13 protein-coding genes are annotated in these 16,176 nt (G+C 66.4%); 1 reads left to right on the top strand and 12 read right to left on the bottom strand.

The window, feature by feature from the left end; genetic code table 11:
- Nucleotides 1-85: 85 nt before the first annotated feature.
- Together AB0K05_RS29335 and AB0K05_RS29330 are read right to left on the bottom strand one after the other, a co-directional pair.
- The gene (locus AB0K05_RS29335) at nt 86-2,146 is read right to left on the bottom strand and encodes a hypothetical protein (protein WP_364233331.1); all 2,061 of its coding nucleotides are present in this window, start codon (nt 2,144-2,146) and stop codon (nt 86-88) included.
- On the bottom strand, nt 2,143-2,352 hold the full coding sequence (locus AB0K05_RS29330; RefSeq protein ID WP_364233329.1) for a hypothetical protein: 210 nt from the start codon (nt 2,350-2,352) through the stop codon (nt 2,143-2,145). The genes AB0K05_RS29335 and AB0K05_RS29330 overlap by 4 nt, the downstream gene beginning before the upstream one ends.
- A 549-nt stretch (nt 2,353-2,901) precedes the next feature.
- Here AB0K05_RS29330 and AB0K05_RS29325 point away from each other — a divergent pair.
- Nucleotides 2,902-3,474 carry a Pycsar system effector family protein gene (locus tag AB0K05_RS29325; RefSeq protein ID WP_364233327.1) on the top strand — a complete coding sequence of 191 codons (573 nt, stop codon included), beginning with the start codon at nt 2,902-2,904 and terminating at the stop codon, nt 3,472-3,474.
- Nucleotides 3,475-3,512: 38 nt separating this feature from the next.
- Here AB0K05_RS29325 and AB0K05_RS29320 read toward each other — a convergent pair whose 3' ends face one another.
- From AB0K05_RS29320 to AB0K05_RS29275, 10 genes are all read right to left on the bottom strand, one after another.
- A complete protein-coding gene (locus AB0K05_RS29320; RefSeq protein ID WP_364233326.1) occupies nt 3,513-4,283 on the bottom strand; it encodes a hypothetical protein in 771 nt (256 codons plus the stop codon).
- 4 nt (nt 4,284-4,287) lie between these two features.
- Nucleotides 4,288-6,375 (bottom strand): hypothetical protein, encoded by a 2,088-nt coding sequence (locus tag AB0K05_RS29315; RefSeq protein WP_364233323.1) that lies wholly within the window; start codon nt 6,373-6,375, stop codon nt 4,288-4,290.
- Nucleotides 6,372-7,130 carry a hypothetical protein gene (locus AB0K05_RS29310; protein WP_364233321.1) on the bottom strand — a complete coding sequence of 253 codons (759 nt, stop codon included), beginning with the start codon at nt 7,128-7,130 and terminating at the stop codon, nt 6,372-6,374. The genes AB0K05_RS29315 and AB0K05_RS29310 overlap by 4 nt, the downstream gene beginning before the upstream one ends.
- Before the next feature lie 57 nt (nt 7,131-7,187).
- Nucleotides 7,188-7,859 carry a Crp/Fnr family transcriptional regulator gene (locus AB0K05_RS29305; protein ID WP_148034242.1) on the bottom strand — a complete coding sequence of 224 codons (672 nt, stop codon included), beginning with the start codon at nt 7,857-7,859 and terminating at the stop codon, nt 7,188-7,190.
- A gap of 314 nt (nt 7,860-8,173) precedes the next feature.
- The gene (locus AB0K05_RS29300) at nt 8,174-9,262 is read right to left on the bottom strand and encodes a radical SAM protein (RefSeq protein WP_364233317.1); all 1,089 of its coding nucleotides are present in this window, start codon (nt 9,260-9,262) and stop codon (nt 8,174-8,176) included.
- Nucleotides 9,263-9,422: 160 nt separating this feature from the next.
- A complete protein-coding gene (locus tag AB0K05_RS29295; RefSeq protein WP_219545916.1) occupies nt 9,423-9,539 on the bottom strand; it encodes an ALQxL family class IV lanthipeptide in 117 nt (38 codons plus the stop codon).
- Nucleotides 9,540-9,632: 93 nt separating this feature from the next.
- On the bottom strand, nt 9,633-11,438 hold the full coding sequence (locus AB0K05_RS29290; RefSeq protein WP_364233314.1) for an alpha/beta fold hydrolase: 1,806 nt from the start codon (nt 11,436-11,438) through the stop codon (nt 9,633-9,635).
- Nucleotides 11,435-14,239 (bottom strand): class IV lanthionine synthetase LanL, encoded by a 2,805-nt coding sequence (gene lanL, locus AB0K05_RS29285; protein WP_364233312.1) that lies wholly within the window; start codon nt 14,237-14,239, stop codon nt 11,435-11,437. Before lanL ends, AB0K05_RS29290 begins: the two co-directional genes overlap by 4 nt.
- 403 nt (nt 14,240-14,642) lie before the next feature.
- Nucleotides 14,643-15,197 carry a transposase family protein gene (locus AB0K05_RS29280; protein WP_364233310.1) on the bottom strand — a complete coding sequence of 185 codons (555 nt, stop codon included), beginning with the start codon at nt 15,195-15,197 and terminating at the stop codon, nt 14,643-14,645.
- A gap of 421 nt (nt 15,198-15,618) precedes the next feature.
- Nucleotides 15,619-15,999, bottom strand: coding sequence for a hypothetical protein (locus AB0K05_RS29275; protein WP_364233307.1), 381 nt, complete (start codon nt 15,997-15,999; stop codon nt 15,619-15,621).
- Between the last annotated feature and the right edge of the window lie 177 nt (nt 16,000-16,176).

Raw genomic sequence — 16,176 nt, 5'->3', positions numbered from 1 at the left:
GGGACCGCTCTGCTTACTGCAGCCGGATGTCAGCGCCAGCGCGAGCAGGGTGCCGAGGATCGTGGCCAGAGTACGTGTAGACATATCAGTAGTTCCGGTCGATGCCGAGGTTCTCGTGAACATCCACGCCGGCACTGTTGTCCATCGCCTCTTTCACGGTTTGCAAATCACTCTCGATCTTGGCGTGCCAGCGTGCCCACTTGATGAATTGATCGAACATGGCCGGGTCCGCCACGATCTCGTCGAGCGGCTTGAGAGCAGGAGGCTGGCCGTCTGTGGCGAATATTTTTCCCTTGAGATCCGCTCGGGCCTCGGTGTTCCATTGACCGTGTGCGATCCTGGCGCTGAGCATCATTGTCTCAATCATCGACATGGTCATCGTGCGATCGTTGCTCGCCTGCTGCATGGCCGACCCTGTGGTCATGCCGTCCCGCAGCATCCGGTCAACCAATAACGCCGAGAGCTTCTCGAACGCCGTCGGGGTGAGCTTCTCATGCGCCTTGTCGCCGAAGAACCCGAAGCGAGTGGCGAACTTCCCCGCCGGTCCGGTCAGCTCGCTGAGCACACTGTTGATCATTCCTTTCATCTCCTCTTTGACCTGCTCATCAGTCTTGGCTTGGGCCAACAAGTACAGTCGCCGGGTCTCCAGGATGTGGCCCATGAAGCGCGCCTCCGGAATGAGTACGTCCTCTATCTGCTCCCCGCCGTCCCGCCGGTAGGACTCGTGGACCATGCTCAGCATCCGTTGGACCTCGGCCTCCACCAACGATTTCGTGGCAGCTGCGTCGGATCCCACGAAGGCCAGCAGCCGATCCATCTCAGCATGGTTGATGCCTTTCAGGTCTGGCTTGCGTTCATCGAAAACGGTGAAAACCTTGTCGATGTGCGCGGCCATGACTGATCCGATCGGGCCGGCCAGGAATGACAGTCGCTTCAGCTTCTCTGTGTCGGTGATCTGAAGCTTGCCATCGCCGCCACGTCCGAAGACGCCATCGAGTTCGTTCTTGAGAATGATGAGCGCCTCGTTCGTGTGTTTGAGCGACTCCTTGTCCTTGCTGCTCAACGCCGTCCGCAGCAGCCCTGCGAACGGGGCGTGGTTCCCCGTCTTGTTGAAGCCGTCCAGTCGGTCGGTGAGCAGGTACGCCATGATCGACTTGTTCCAGCCCTTCGGGGTGTGGAAGAGCAATGCCTGCGCGGCCGGCAGCGAATACTGGGCCGCCTGGGCCAGGTCATCGATGACGCTCGCTTTGATCGGCTCTCCCGGCTGCCCCATCCGCGGCCCGCCTGGCTGCATGGAGTCGCTGATGCCGAGCACCGTGGCCAGGTCCATGCTGTTGGCGTAAGGAGTTCGCGAGTCGGACAGCTCCTTCTGGTGCACGATGGCGTCTCTGCCGACCACTTCCATGAACCGCTCGGAGAAAGGCGGCTTGCCGTCGCTGGCTCTCCATATCAGCGCCTGAGCCTGGTAGCCGACGTAGGTCACTTCGAGCGCCTTGTGCTCGGCCCGCCCTTCCTCGACCAACTGATTCAGGAAGGCCTCTCCCATGAACGCCTCGTCTTGGGGGTCGGTCCCCTTCGCCAGTGTGGTGGCCAGCAGTTTCATGACCTGCTGGACTTGTTTCACCTGTTGTGGATCACGCGTGGAATTGACATTGGCGCGCACCTGCAGGCCCAGCGCGGCCGGAAGTTCGGTGACGCCCTTGGCTCCCAGCTTGGCGAGGAAGGTCTTGACGAACTCCGGATTGTTCACCCTTCCCGCGTACTTCTGAAGCTCCGCCATCGCCTTGCGGTCACCGCGGCCGGCGGCGGCCGCCGCCTTGGCAGCCAGTGTGCCGTCGAGCTGTCCTTGGGCCTGGCGGAGCGAGTCCGGCACCGCGATAAGGGATCCCGTCGCTACGGACGTTCCAAGGGTGATTTTGTGCCGCTCGATCTCACGGACGATGCGCTGCCGTTTGCGAAGATCATCTGCTTCCTGGCCAACCTGTGTCGCGAGCTTTCTGATTCGTTCCGCGGGAGTGGTGTCGAGCCCTGCGCTCGTGAGCTCTCCGTATAACAGGGAGGCCAGCTTTTCCATTTGCGCGGCGGCTGCGGTGTGACGGGTGACAAGCATGTCGAACTCCGGCAGCTTGACTCCGCTGAAGCTCATCTCGTCTTCACCAGCTCATCCCTGGCCATGGCGACGGCCTGGGCGAGCATCGCATGCAGTTCCCGCTGAGAGTTGTGCACCGACTGATCGAATCGGCTGCCCGTCGGCCCCACCCAGGCGTCGGCTTCCATGAGCTGGCAGGAAGCGTGCAGAGTCCACCAGTTGTCGTCGGACAGCTTCTGAATGCGTTGCACCGCTGCCTGCATGAGCTCACGATCAGGACCAGGCATGCCGATCTCCTCGTACAGCTGTCAAGGGCCCCAACTGACGATAACCCCGTACGAGTCAATTGCCTCGGTAACCAACCTTTTTGAGATTCCTCCCAACATGTTTGACCCGAAGGGCGAGAGGCGTACGTACAAGTACGAATCGCTGTGTGCAGGCCTGACGAATCACGAGCAAATGATCATGCGGCTATGGGCGCGCACGGCGGACAAGTTTTGCGATCACATCAGAAAGAGCCTCGACAGCGCTGCCGGCGAATCAGACTGATCCGCGCCGCCACGGCCCTCCGTCGTCCTGCTCGGCTACCCGCCGCCAGCAGGGTGCCGCCCTGGCGTTGCGATCCCGCTCTTCGGATCCGGGTGCCCTCACAAGAGTGTGCGCCGCCCCACGGTGACCTTCCTTCTTCGGAAACGCCTCCGGCGGCGACACTTCTGCGGGTCGGCCAATGGTGGCAAGGCGCATCACGGAGCTTCAACCCACGGCGATCGTGGAATGCTCTGCGTGCGATCACCACGGTCGGGAGGTTCGGCGTGTTCCAAAAGATGGTGCGAGCCCTCACCCGAACTGCTGTAGAGCAACGGCAGGCAGCTGAGGACGATGCGTGCGCTTACGGAACGCAGTTGCTCAGTGAGGCCCGCGAGGAACTCAACCGGGCGGACACCAAGGCCCAGGTTCTTCTCGGCATCGTGGGCATTGGCCTCGGCGCCGTCATTGGCGGCCTCCTCGCAGGAAGCTGGTCACCTTTTACGTTGTCCAATGCCATCGAGTGGCTGTGGTGGGCAGGGGCGGCGGCTGCTCTTGCGTCCGTGATCGTGCTCGCCAGCGCGGTCTACCCGCGGCTGGATCGGCGAAAGATGCACGGCGCCGCCATGTACTACGCCGACATCCTTCACCTTGACTCCCCGGCGACCGTCGCCAACGCTCTCATGCGGTCGTCGGCACTGGACCTGGAGCGGATCGCTGATCAGCTGTACCGGGTCAGCCACATAGTCGGGCAGAAGTATCGCCTCATCCGGTGGGGGTTCTGGCTACTCCTCGGTGGAATGGCGGCCACAGTGAGCGCGGCGCTCATCGACGTCGTGCTCACTGAGTCCCCTCCCTGACCGCGTCGCCGCCGAATGACAGCACTCTGGCGAGCACCTCACGCTCGGCCTACCAGCAGCGTGTCGTCCTCCAGCGGCGGAACGGGCAGGCCGAGAAGTTCCAAGGTCCTGCGGAGCACCGTTTCGTTGCTGACGACGAAGTTGAGCATGTCCTCCCTCTCGTACCGCTGCATGATCGTGTCGACGGTGCCGAGCAGTTGTTGAGCTCCCTGCTGCCGCTGCTCGACGAGTTCAGCGATGATCTGAGGTAGGTGGTCCGGTGAGACTGCCAGTTTGATCGCGTGCTCCACTTGGGCGCTGCCCACCACAGCGGTGAGAAAGTCCTGCCATTTCTGCCGGACCTCGTCTGTGCTCTCGATCCGGAGCAGCGCGGCGGCGGCGTCGGCTCTGATGTCATGCTGTTTCCTGTAGGCATCCCGGTTGAGCTGGCGTATCTCCTCGGGAACGTCGACCTCGGCTCTGACCGCCCACCGGTAGACACCCGTCGTCGAGCCTGAGATCGCTTGGAGCCTGTCGTTCGTGGCCTGTTCCGCCGCGCCCGCCGCGGTGATCTCGAATTGCCGGGTGGTCGACCGTACCTCCTGACACGCGCGCTGGAGGACCGCCTCCACCTCCGGTACTTCATCGTTGAAGACGGCTCGGGCCCGTACTCCGCCCGAGGTCGCGGTTCGAAAGAGGGTGACGGAGAAGTTGTAAGCGTCGCCCTTGGCAGGCGAGGCCAGAATGAACGGCTCGATGTTCACGGGCGGTTCGGGCTCGGGCTGGTTCTGCTGGATGTGGTAGAGCCTGGGTGCCAGCCATTTACGCATGAGATCAGCTCCTGTGAACGAGTTGACGCAGGTGATGGTGAAGTTCGGCGGAGATCTCGCCATGGTGCCGCCAGAACCGGAGGTAGAGCAGGGCCCGCTCGGCGTTCCGCCCATCGGTCAGGCTGAAGATCTGATCCGTGATCTCCCGTACAGTGGGCCGCTTGTCGTAATGGCGGAGCCATTCGTTCAGCAACAAATCCCAGGACTCGGGGACGGCCAGGCGCCCCTTTTCCTCGTAGCTGAGCGCGTTGCGCCAGAGTGTCGCCAGAGAGGGATGGGGATCGAGCTCGCTCAGATGCTGCCGTTCGGGGCCCGAAACGGGCAGCGCGGCCAGTCGTCCGAAGGCGAGGGCGGCGCCGCGACGACCAGCCGATCCTCCCTCACGGACCCAGTCGGCGAGATGGTTCATGATGATGGGCGCGGTGTCTCTGCGATAGAGGTACGCGATGGACTGTGCCACGTCGTGGTGGAACTTGACGCCCCTGCTCAGGACCAGGGTCCGGAACGCGGCGAGGGCTTGGTCAGGTGCGGAGAGACCGACGGACGAGGCGTAGGCGCGGATGGCGATCGCCTTCTTCGCATCGTTGCCTCGGATCATGAGATCGAGATGGAGGTGGACTCGGCGTGTCATCGAGGGGTCCTCGGCGGTGGCTTCCAGTGCCAGTGCCGCGAGCTGATGGTCCCGGGATCGGCGGGACTGGCTCCATACCTCCAGGAACCGCTCGTTCACGAGAGCGAAGTCGAAGGTCGCGAGCTTTCCGACCGCGTGCCCGACCTTGATCCTCGTATGCGAAGATCCCTCATTGCCGAGCCAGATCAGCCAGTCGACCAACGAGTCGCGGATGGTCGGCTGGTCTTCCCAGATCACGCGAAGCATGACGGCCGCCAGCTCAGGACGTCTGAGCCTTATGCTTCGCCCGCCGCCGGGCCCGGCTGGTGTGGCCTCGGCATCCACGTAACTCAGCCAGGCCGGCAGCTTCTCCCACAGTTGGACCGGTTTCGGCGAGTGATCACGACGCCACTTCTCGTCGAGCCGTTCGGCCAGGGCCAGCGCCGCGCCGGAGATTTCCGCCTCGGGCAGGCCGTGAAGTACGGCGATGCTGGTCATGAAACACCGGCCCAGAGTCGGCCTGCGCTTTTCGAGGTCTTCGCCCACCTTCGCGCGCATGCGATGGAAGCGCCGGTTCAGCATGGTCTCGATGGAGCTGCCGGACTCTACTGCGCCGACCACCTGCCTGACCAGTTCAACTACCTGCCAGGGCGCGGAAAGGGCGCGAATCTCCTCGTCCAGGATCTGCTGATCGTCCCGAGCAAGCCCTGCGATCGATGCCTGAGCGGACAGATGCTTGGCGAAGACTCGGCGGTTCGGCGGTGGATCGTGGTCGACCACGGGCGCGATGGACGATCGGACGTGCTCCGGCACCAGGACGATCACCCTGCAGTTCGCGTTGACGCCGGCACGCTTAAGACTCGTGGCCACCCTGTCCACGTCATCGGGCGTATCGATCAGGTCCAGCAGATAGCCGTGCCCCGACTCCAGTTTCCAGTCGCGGGGATTCGGCGTGCTTGCTCCATGCGGAATGATCCAGCTCGCCCTGCCACCCCAGTCGAGCAGCGCCGCCAGGGCCGTGGTCGCCTTTCCCGTCTCTGCCGCGCCACTGAGCAGGACCAGGCGCTGACTGTCGAGCAGCCTGAGCGTTTCGGCTTGCGACTGGGTCGGTACCAGCGTTCGCCGTAGGTCCTCGATCTCGTTTTCCGTCAGTTCGTGGATCGTCGCTGTCGGTTGCGGCCGCCCCTGGCCTACGTGTATGTCGCCCTGGGCGAACCAGATATTTCCCTTCTTGACTCGGTTGCTCACCCGGCCTATCAGGTCCCGGGCGCCGGAGCTCGGCAGTTCGTCGGCGTACAGGTCGTCCAAGCTCTGCCGGCGTTCCTGCCACTCCTGCCGGGAGACGGTCATTTCATGACGGATTGACCGCCTGTCCGGTTCGTCGAATTTTTCGTCTTCCTCCTCAGGTGATGTGTCCTCGACCTGGGGTTCATCCGGTGGCGTGGTCTCGGAATTCGACTTCTCAGGTGGGGAGTCGCTCATTTCTTCCTCCGTTTCGAGTCATGAGTGATGTTGAGGTCCCCTTGCGCGAAGAGAATGTCGCCTCTTTTGACCTGGTTCGTGATCGACCCGCTCCGCGGCGGCGGCTGTGACGGAGCCTCCTTTCGGGACGGCTTGGGCTCCGGAATCTCCATGTCATGAACGTCGAAGTGCGGAACGTACAGGTAGGCCGGATATTTCTGTTTCTTCTCCGCTACGGCGACCTCCAGGAACTCCGATGGCCTCGGCCGTCCTGGTCCCTGTGACACGTAGTCGCGGAACACCTCGCGCGAGATGATCAGCGCAAGGTCGGCGTCGCGGAACGTGTCGAGCGCGGCCCGTATCGGCGCCGAATCACGCAACCTCGCAGGCTGCACCGCATGTTGCCCAGGCCATCCGGCCGCGCCGTCCAACTGCAGCGGCCCGACGTGAACGGCCAGCCGTAGCCGCATCCGAGCCCAGGTGGGATCGGCGCGCCGGCTGTTGTGCGCTGCGATCGCCATGTCCAGCTCGGTCAGGAACTGGTCAAGCAGGAGCGGAATCGTGACGAGAGGACCGGGCTCGGCGGGAAGGACGGCGGTCATCGAATCACCGGCAACTTGACGGCACCATGACTGATGGTCCAGCTGAACGCTGTCCGCCGCTGTCTCGATAGCGCTGATGAGGCCTGACTGGAGGGTTCGCTGCTGAGCGTCGGTGCGGCCGCCGTAGTTCTCGATGTCGGCTGTGAGCAGGACACGGTAATCGTGTGTGACCATGGCATCTCCAATGAGCGGGTGGGCTCAACGGTGAGGCACGGCCCGGTGGGAGAAGCCTTAGAAATATGGCTTGGCGAGGAATGGGAGGTCGGCGAGCGTGGTCAGCCTCTCCAGGTCCTTCACCACCACGTCGCGATGCCCTCGCCGGATGACTCCTTCCGCGGCCAATTCGCGCAGGGCCTTCTGCGTCGTGATCTCCTTGGCGCCCACCAACATGCCCAGCTCGGCTCTTGTGAGCGGGACGCCGATGCTCACGCCGTCATCCGTCGCGCGGCCGTGCCTCGAGACCAACGCGATCAGTACGCGGGCCAGGCATATCTTCGTCTCGTACCCCGCGAAGTCGAGGCGCCGCTGATTGGCCCAACGTAGCCGCTCGGCCACGACTTGCGTCAGCGCCAATGCCACGGCCGGGCGCCGGCTCACGAACGAGCGGAACACCGGGCCCTTGACGTGTTGGCACACCGCGCGCCCGCAGGTGGTCACGGTTGCCGACCGTAGCGACCCGTCCATGGCGGCCATGTCACCCACGATGTCACCCGAAACACGGATTGCCAGAGTCGCCTCCACGCCGTTCTCGACACCAGCGGTCACCTTGACCAGCGCGTCCAGGAGGATCCAGATCGATGTGCCGCGATCTCCCTGCCTGATCAGCACGTGCCCGGGCGGGACCGTACGCAAGGTCCCGAGCTCAAGAAGCTCCGCGCGCAGCTCGTCCGTCAGACGGTGCATGAAGGTGCCGGTCGGCCATCGGTTGGGTGGCAAGGTCTCCTCCAGCGGACGATGTCCCACACATATGCCAACCGCGTTCTGCCGACAAGGGAGTCGTACATTCGCGGATGTTCGGCCACATCTGTGGGTTATTGCGCTGGTGGTCCACAATTCTGTGAGTATCAATCAGAACCAAAAGCCTGTGAACGCCTTCCGGTTGAAACCCTTCTCCCGTCCGAAGTCGATTAGCGGGTCCAGCGGGCCATATGAGGCCCTCGTGCTCGAAAGGGCACAGAATCACCCAGAACGCCGGTGGCTGTGGAGCTATTGGCCGTTCAAAGCTGGTGACCAGAGGCAGGGCCGGCCATTGACGCGATGTGCCTTCGGCCACTCGTCCGGTCGTCCAAGGTGTACAGCGGGCGGCGGTCGATGCGCCGGCGGACCTCGTCCGTGCCGAAGTGGTAGTCGATGCGCCGGGTCGCCTCGGCCCAGCCCTCCATCGAGCGGACCGCCGACAGGGCCTCCACCACGAACGGGTCGCTCCATCTTTCCTTGACGCGCTCCCACAGTGTGCCGGCGTCCTCGGTGAGGAGGTTGCCGACGGTGCCCTCGTAGATCGGCATCGCGCGTACCTCGCCGTCCGGCTCCACCTGCAGCATGGGGAAGCCGTGCCGCTGCACGAGGTCCGGGTGCATCATCAAGATCATGTTGTTCGACGTCATGAGCTGCACCGAGCGGGGGGCGAGGGAACGCAGCCGTTCGACGTGCTCGCGGCTCACCAGGGTGCGCAGTTGGCCGAAGTCCAGCAGCTCGTGTTCGGCGAATTCCTTCCTGCTCGCGAGACCGGACGGCACCGCGGCGGCGAAGGTGAGGAAGCGCAGATTCGGGAACCGGGGCGCGACCGCGCGGCAGAACTCCTCCAGCTCATGGAGGTTGGACCGCACAACCGCGTAGTCGACCCCGAACTCCACCGGGTCGGCACCGCGCTCCCCGGAGACGTCGTCCAGGATGGCCAGCGTACGCATCGCCCGCTCGAACGAACCGGCCCGTCCGCGGATCCGGTCGTGCACCCCGGCGCTCGCCCCGTCGACGCTCACGGTGATCCGGGAGAAGACCTGGGACGCCTCTTCGGCCCACCGGCGGTCGAACGTCCATCCGCCGGTGTAGAGGTTGACCGCCACCCCCGCTCCGCTGATCCGCTCGGCGACCTCCAGGAGGTCTCTGACCAGCAGCGGCTCGCCACCGGCGAACTCCACCGCCTGCGGGCGCAGAGAGACGATCGCGTCGGCGGCCCTGAGCATCTCGTCACGGTTCAGCTGCCGGGCCGGGCGTCTGCCGGACTCGGAGTAGCAGTGCACGCAGCGCAGCGGGCAGGCGTACGTGATGTCCCAGATGACGTCGCTGGGCCCCTGTGGGGTGCTCATGGCGTGGTCCTTTCCTCGTCGCCTGACGCGGCGTTGCTCTCTTCGCGAGGGTTCGATGAACGGTGGTCCCGTTCCGGGACGACGAACGTCCAGGAACGGGACCACCTCCGGTGCTCAGCCCCGATCAGGGCCGAGCACGCTGGTCACGACCGCCGCCTCGTCAGGAGGTGAAGGTGGCGTAGCAGGTCCAGTCGCAGAGCCAGGTGCTGACACAGGGGTACAGCTCCGACTCCTGGTCGGCGGGCAGCATGTCCAGGGCGTCGATGTTGAGCTCCATCGTGTTTCCTTTCCCTAACCGTTGTGCCGCTCGTTTCGAGACGGCCTGTCCACCGGCCTCGTCACAACGACGAGGCCGGAGCCTGTGGGCCTGCTAAGCGGGTACGGACGTGCCCTCGCGCAGGATTCGAGTGGCCCTTTCGCTCAGGAAGTCGATGAGACGGTCGGCGACCAGGTGTCCCTCGCTGGAGACCAGCGGGTCGTGGCCGGCTCCGGGGATCTCCAGGTAGACCGGTGCCACCGGGTGGGCGGCCGCCAGCAGCCGGCTGTGCAGCCGCCGGGAGTGGGCGACCGGGATGACCGGGTCCTGCTCACCGTGCACGATCATGATCGGCAGCCGCATGCGATCCGCCAGCCGGGCCAGGTCGCGCGGGCCGAGCTCGTCGTCGAGCTCCACCCGGCCGCCGAGGCGGTCGAGCAGCGCGCGTACGCTGGGCGGCCCGTCCCGGTACAGCTCCCCGCCGGACAGGAAGGGGGCGATCACGGCGGCTCTGGCCCACAGGTCCGGCTCCGCGGCGACGGCGAGCAGAGCCAGGTAGGCGCCGTAGCTGATGCCGTACAGCATGGGCGGCTGCCGGCCCGGGCCACGGGCGTCGGCCAGCGTGCGCCCGAGATGAAGAATGTCCGCGAGGTCCGGGCCGCCCCACGCGCCGCGTAGGGCGTCACGGTGCGCGGCGCCGTAGCCGGTGCTCCCTCGCTGATTGGGCGCGACCACCGCCATGCCCGCCGCGGCCATCCGCTGGAACAACGGCTCGAAACCGAAGTGCCAGGCGGCCTCCGGGCCACCGTGCAACGCCAGGACCACCCGCTCGCTCGCCACCGGATCGCCGTACACGATGGCCTCGACCGGCCCTGGATAGTCCACCGTTCGCGCGGATGTCCAGCGTCCCGGCTGCTCCTCGGCGGTTGCCCGTACCCGGGACCGGAGCGGATCGGGCAGGGTGACCACGCTGAGCGGGCGGTCCGGCGTGGTGTGCAGCAGGTGCAGTCCGCCGGTGGTCCAGCGGGCCGTGGGCTGCAAGGTCCCGGCCGGCAGCTCCGCCTCGACGGTGGTGTCCGCCACGAGATCGTGCAGCAGCAGGTGGGAGCGGCTCCGGCGGGCGACCGACAGGGCCAGGCACCGTCCGCCGGGATCCAGGGCCAAGGGGGTGACGCTGCCCTCCATGCGGTTCAACCGCTCGGGGAACACCGTCGGCGCCGGGTCGTCGCGGTGCCGTACACCGAGACGGAACGCGCCGTCCCGCCGTGCCGCGGTGAGAAGCACTCCGGTACGAGGTGCGGCCATGAGCAGGTGTTCGCCGTCCGCCACTCCTTCGAGCGGCGCCGGGAGACCGGTGACGAGGTCGAGGACGAACGCGCCACCTGCCCCCGGCTCGGGACGGGCCAGCGCGAGACGCCGGCCGTCCGCGTCGAGCCAGACTCCGCCGCCGGCCGCGCCGGTCAGCTCGGCGACCGGCTCAGGAGGTTCGGCATGCCCTGACACCCGCCACACCTTGGTACGGCGGCCTTGGCCGTTCTCGAACAGCAGGGCGGCGGTGCCCGGCGCGATGCCACCGACGAGCCCGAGCCCCGGGCCGCGCGAGGCGAACAGTTCGTGCTCCTCGGCCGGCGCGCCGTCCGTCCCGGGGACGGCGAGCAGCAGCCGCGCGGACTGCTTGCCGTGGCGGCAGAGCAGCACACCGACGTCCCCTGCGGGCAGCGGGAAGGTCCAGGAGTCCTCACCGTCCCTGGTGGGCAGCAGGCGTGGCCGTGGCACGGGGCCGGTGAGGTCCCACAACTCCGGCATGAGCCGGGCGCGGCCATGGGCGGCCAGGCAGGCGGCGTACTCCCCAGTGGCGGAGAACCGGAAGTTGATCCGTCTGAGCTCCGCGGGCAGGCCGGTGGTGGCGATAGGGGTCATGACGCCCTCCCGGAGGCGGCCGCGAACGCCTCGCGAGCGGAGGCCGTACCGATCGCGGCGTCGGCCATCCACGGGCGGGGCCCACCGTGGCGCAGCCGCCACAGGAAGGCGAGCACGCCGGCCAGCCCGGTGTTCCAGCCGAACGTCACCTCAAGGCCGTTCTCGTCGGGCACCACGAGCAGCCCGTCGCGCATCGTGGCGCGCGCCCACAGCATGCTCGCCAGCTCCCCGGCCTGCTCGCGGTAGACCGGCTCGCCGGTCAGATCCGCCATGTCCAGCAGGAACTGCCCGTCCCCGGCCAGTCCGTGACAGGCAGCGGTGCCGGAGCGCAGCCGGTGGCCGTGCACGGCGACGGCGGCGGCCCGCGCCACCTCCAGCGCGCGCCGGTCACCGGTGGCCGCGTGCAGGCGTACCAGGAACGTCCCGATCCCCGAGGATCCGTTGCACCAGTGGGTCAGCTTCGCCCCGCCGCGCGGGCCCTCCGCCCACAAGGCGGCCGCGCCCTGGTGGTCGGCCGCGTCCATGAGGGTACGACCGGCCAAGGCGGCGGTTTCCAGGCAGTCCTCGCGTCCGAGCGCGACGCCGGCCGCCAGCAGGTACGCGCCGATCCCGGCGACGCCGTGGGCGAACCCGTAGTGCACCACCCCCGCCAGCGCGGAGTCGAAATCGCGCGGGATGGGCCACAGCACCGTGTCGGGAGTACGTTGGGCGACCTTGAGCAGTTCGTCGGCGCATCCGCTCGCCCGGTCGCGGAGCCTCGTGTCACCGGTGGCGCTCCACAGGTGCAACAGCGCCATCCCCGTCCCGGCCAGGCCATGGCAGATGTCGGGGTTCGGCCAGCTGACCGGCAGTTCGAGCGCGAGGCCGAGACCCGCCGAGCGCACATCGTGGTCGTCGAGCGCCCTGCCCGCCTCGTACAGGGCCCAGGCCATGCCCGCCCGGCCGAAATACAGCCCCGGTGACGGGCGATGCTCACCCGCGAGACGGCCGATCATCCATCCGGCGCCGTCGCGCAGCCCCGTCGTCAGCGGGACGCGCAGCTCCTGCGGCAGGCTCGCGGCATGGGGCCCTACCACGGAGGCCATCAGGTGGAGCACGCCGGCCGCACCGTATTGGACGCCCCAGGGATCGGCGCTGACGCCGTACCCGGCGCCGACGGGCCACAGCCGCGCTTCCGGCCCTGTCCCGCCGTCCGGGGGCTCTGCGGACATGCTGCGCCAGGTGTACGCCAGTCCGTCGTGCAGCAACCGGTCCTGCTCGGCGGCGCCGAGCCGGTGACGGCCTCCCGTCACGGCGGGCGACCGCGGACCCAGATCGGACAGGAACGCGCGGACCTTGGCGAGATCCCACCGCCGGGCAGGATCCTCCGCCATCAGACCCAGGATCATGGGAGCCAGCTCAGTGGCCAGGGGATCGCCTGAGACGGCCACCTCGACCAGCGTACGGACCCGGGAGTCCCACGATCTGGCCTGCTCTCCCTCGTCGGGCGCCAACATCGGCTGGCATGCGGTCACCAGGTAGAACACGGTCGCGCCCAGCGCGTACAGGTCCACTTCGACGCCGGGGCAGGGCCCATGGGCGGGGGCCCGCTCCTGCTCCGGGGGCGCGTACCCACGGGTGCGGGCCCGCCCGACCGGAGTGCCGGGCACCGCCGCGGTCTCCAGGTCGATCAGCCGGACGTCGCCGTCCTCGGTGACGATGACGTTGTTCGGAGTCAGGTCGCGCACGATGTAGCCCTGCTCGTGCACCGTCGCGACCAGGTCGACGAGCCGCCTCACCAGACGCAGCACTGTCTCGCGCCGGCGCTCGCCCGCCCAGGCGGTGAGCACGGTCCCCTCGACGCGCTCCTGCACCAGGAACAGGCTGTCGTCCTTGTCGAAGAGCGCCACCCTGCCTGCGGTGATGCCCAGCGGCCCGAACAGGCCGAGCATCCGCCACTCGTGACGTAAGTTGTCGCGCTCGTCGCGTCCGCTCATCTTGGCGCCCATGTGCGGCCTGGCCTGCTTGACGATCACGTTCCCGCCGGTGTCACGGTCCTCGGCCAGGAACACCCCGCCCTTGGCGCTGTGCCGGACGGCCTGGCGCACCACGAACCGGTCGGCGAGCAGCACGGCCTCCGGCGCGGCCGACCGGACCGGAGCTTCGCCCGACTCGAAGGGGCAGGACGCCCACGGCGGTGGTGAGTACCAGGGGTTGCGCTTGTCGGTCACCAGCGTGCCGTCGGGAGCCGTCAGCCGGGAGGCGTAGGAGCCGTCGTTGTCCAGCACGAGAGGCGCCGAGAACACCCCGTAGCGGTAGTGGACCAGGCTGCCCGGCTTATAGACACGATCGGACAGGATGCGCGGCCCGGGCAGACCCATGGTGGCCTCGTGCAGTTCCTCGGCGATCACGGTCGCGGCCCGGTCGTCGGGCGGATAGACGGTGACGAACTTGCCCACCGCCCCGCGATCCTGCTCCCTGGACACCAGATTGGACAGTTCGGCCAGCGTCGCCGCGAACTTGAAAGGGCAACGGCGCCGAGCCAGCACCTCCACCACGCGGGCGAGCACCACGGGAGCCGACAGCGGCGTCGCCGATACGTGCAGCTTCCAGCCCTGCGCCTGGCGTGTTACGCCGTCCGGCGTCACGTACATCCACGGCCGGCGATGACGGAACTCCCAAGTGGCGGCGCCCTCCTCGCCGTCCACCGCCGCCAGGTCCGCTCGTGCCAAGGCCGCTCTGGCGATGTCCTCCAGCACGTGCCGATCGACGTCGACCTCGTCTTCACGCGCCTTGCGCCCGTCCATGCCGTACCCCCACATGCGTCATCCCTTGGCGAAGCCGCCGGACGATAAGCGGGGCGGGCGTCGGCGTTAATCCGCCGGCCCACCGCAGATATCGACAGGTACGCCCCGATGTCTGACCGGCTTCAGGTATAGGTACGGCGACTTGGAACTGTCTTGGAGATGAATGGCGTCGGCGGCGAGTTTTTTGGCAGTCAGTTGCAAGTGTCGTCCAACCGGTAAACACCGAAGGATTCGTGAATGCCCAGGTCAGAGCCACTCGACATCAACAGCCTGCGACGGGATGTCGGCGGTGAGTTATCAAACTTGTTCACAAGTCGCTCTAAGTGACGTTCCAGTCGGTTCCTAGTGTCATTGAGGTATTACATGGAGTGATTGCGGCCGGAGGCGTTCATCGAAAGGCGGATGCTGTGCTCGCATTTCAGGCGAAGAGCCTCGGGATTCGCTCTGGGACACAAATGTCTGTAGGCGCCTTCACGTACATGGATCGCGGTACAGAGGTTGAGGTTCCTCGGCGTGATTGCGTGCCTTTCGGCCGGTCGGTGACCATGCCGATGGGATGCGGTATCCGGATGGTGGCGGCCTGACCCCGCCAACGGGCACCGGGGCGACCTCCCAGAGCCGGCGCCACCACCCGCAGCATGGACGGCAGTGGCACTACGCGCCCACCGTGCCTGCTGGTCAGGCCGGGAACCTGCTCGGCGAAGGTGCGCTTGGCCCAGGCGGTGTTGTCGCAGAAGAAGCGACGGACCTGTACCTGACCCAGCACCTCCTGCCCGGCCACCGGCAGATCCGGCAGGCACCGCTCATAACGGCTGTGAACCCGCACCGACTCCCATCCGCAGGCAGGACATTCACCCTTCGGCTCCGTCGTCGCGGCCTTCACCTGCACGGTCACGCCTATCCGATGCACCCGCTCGACACGAACGGCGGCAAGATGCGGAAATACGACCGCCAACAGCTCCGTGATCGACACAGGGCAGCGTCCCGACACCTGCACCGGCCCGCATCCGGTTCAACATGATCGTGATCTCGGAAGTGCGGCCGATCACGTGGGCCGGGAGCGAAGGCCGCACGGCTGTGCAGTGGAGTGGAGCGCGAGCTGCCGCTGCTACGGCACTCATTGCTTCCTGGGAAGCCTGTGAGCACTCAGGCGTGCAGTCAGCAGAGCCCTGGGGGTGAGGTGAGGCAGCAGCACTCTTCCCCCGAGCACCCTCGGCTTGGCCTCCGGGGCGAAATGGGGCGGCGGTGACGGTTCGGATCCGTCCATCCCCATCGACTTTCTGGCGGCCGGAGCCTCCGGCCACAGGGCTCCGCCACAGGCGGAAGTGGTTCCGTGCTCGCGACGGATTAGATGCGTCCCCTTCTAGGTCGGTCGCAGCCCATCCCGGCCGGGTTCACGGTGATCCCTTCGGCAGCGAGGACCAGTACTCCAGTACTTGAACAATGTCATCGATGCCTGTGACGCCCAAGAATGTGAATATGGACGCCGCCATGCCAGACAACACGGTCCAATATGTCCCCCAAGACATTCTCCCTCGCAGTGCTTCGATGCGAAAGATCTCTGCGATCCGAGTGGAAAGAATACAAGGAGCCACAAATAGCCCCAAAGCAAATATGCCCTGCTCGACCGACACTTTCTCCCCATGGGTAAGTCGGGCAAATTGCACATATTTTGTCACCAGGACCACCCCGACGATAGCCCCTAGGATCATCCAGATCACGTCCAGGACATCGTTTTTGCTTTCATCTATATTTTCGCCGGCGCCATCCGCCATGCGCCCACTCCCCGTTTCGAATTGATCAAGCTGCGAAGCCTTCCGTCGCGGGTACGTCGCACAGCAAGCGGCGTACGTCGAGCACTAGGCCCACAGCCAGGGCGGCGACGACCTGGTCCATGAGTGCCGGTAGCTGCTGATCTTCCGGCCGCCAGATGAGACCCCCTCTAATGAGAT

Origin of the sequence: Nonomuraea sp. NPDC049486 (assembly GCF_040676925.1) — a bacterium.
In the GTDB taxonomy this organism is placed as follows: Bacteria; Actinomycetota; Actinomycetes; order Streptosporangiales; family Streptosporangiaceae; genus Nonomuraea; species Nonomuraea ferruginea.
Note: the sequence above shows the minus strand (reverse complement) of the source record. Positions and strands in the feature narration are given on the sequence as shown.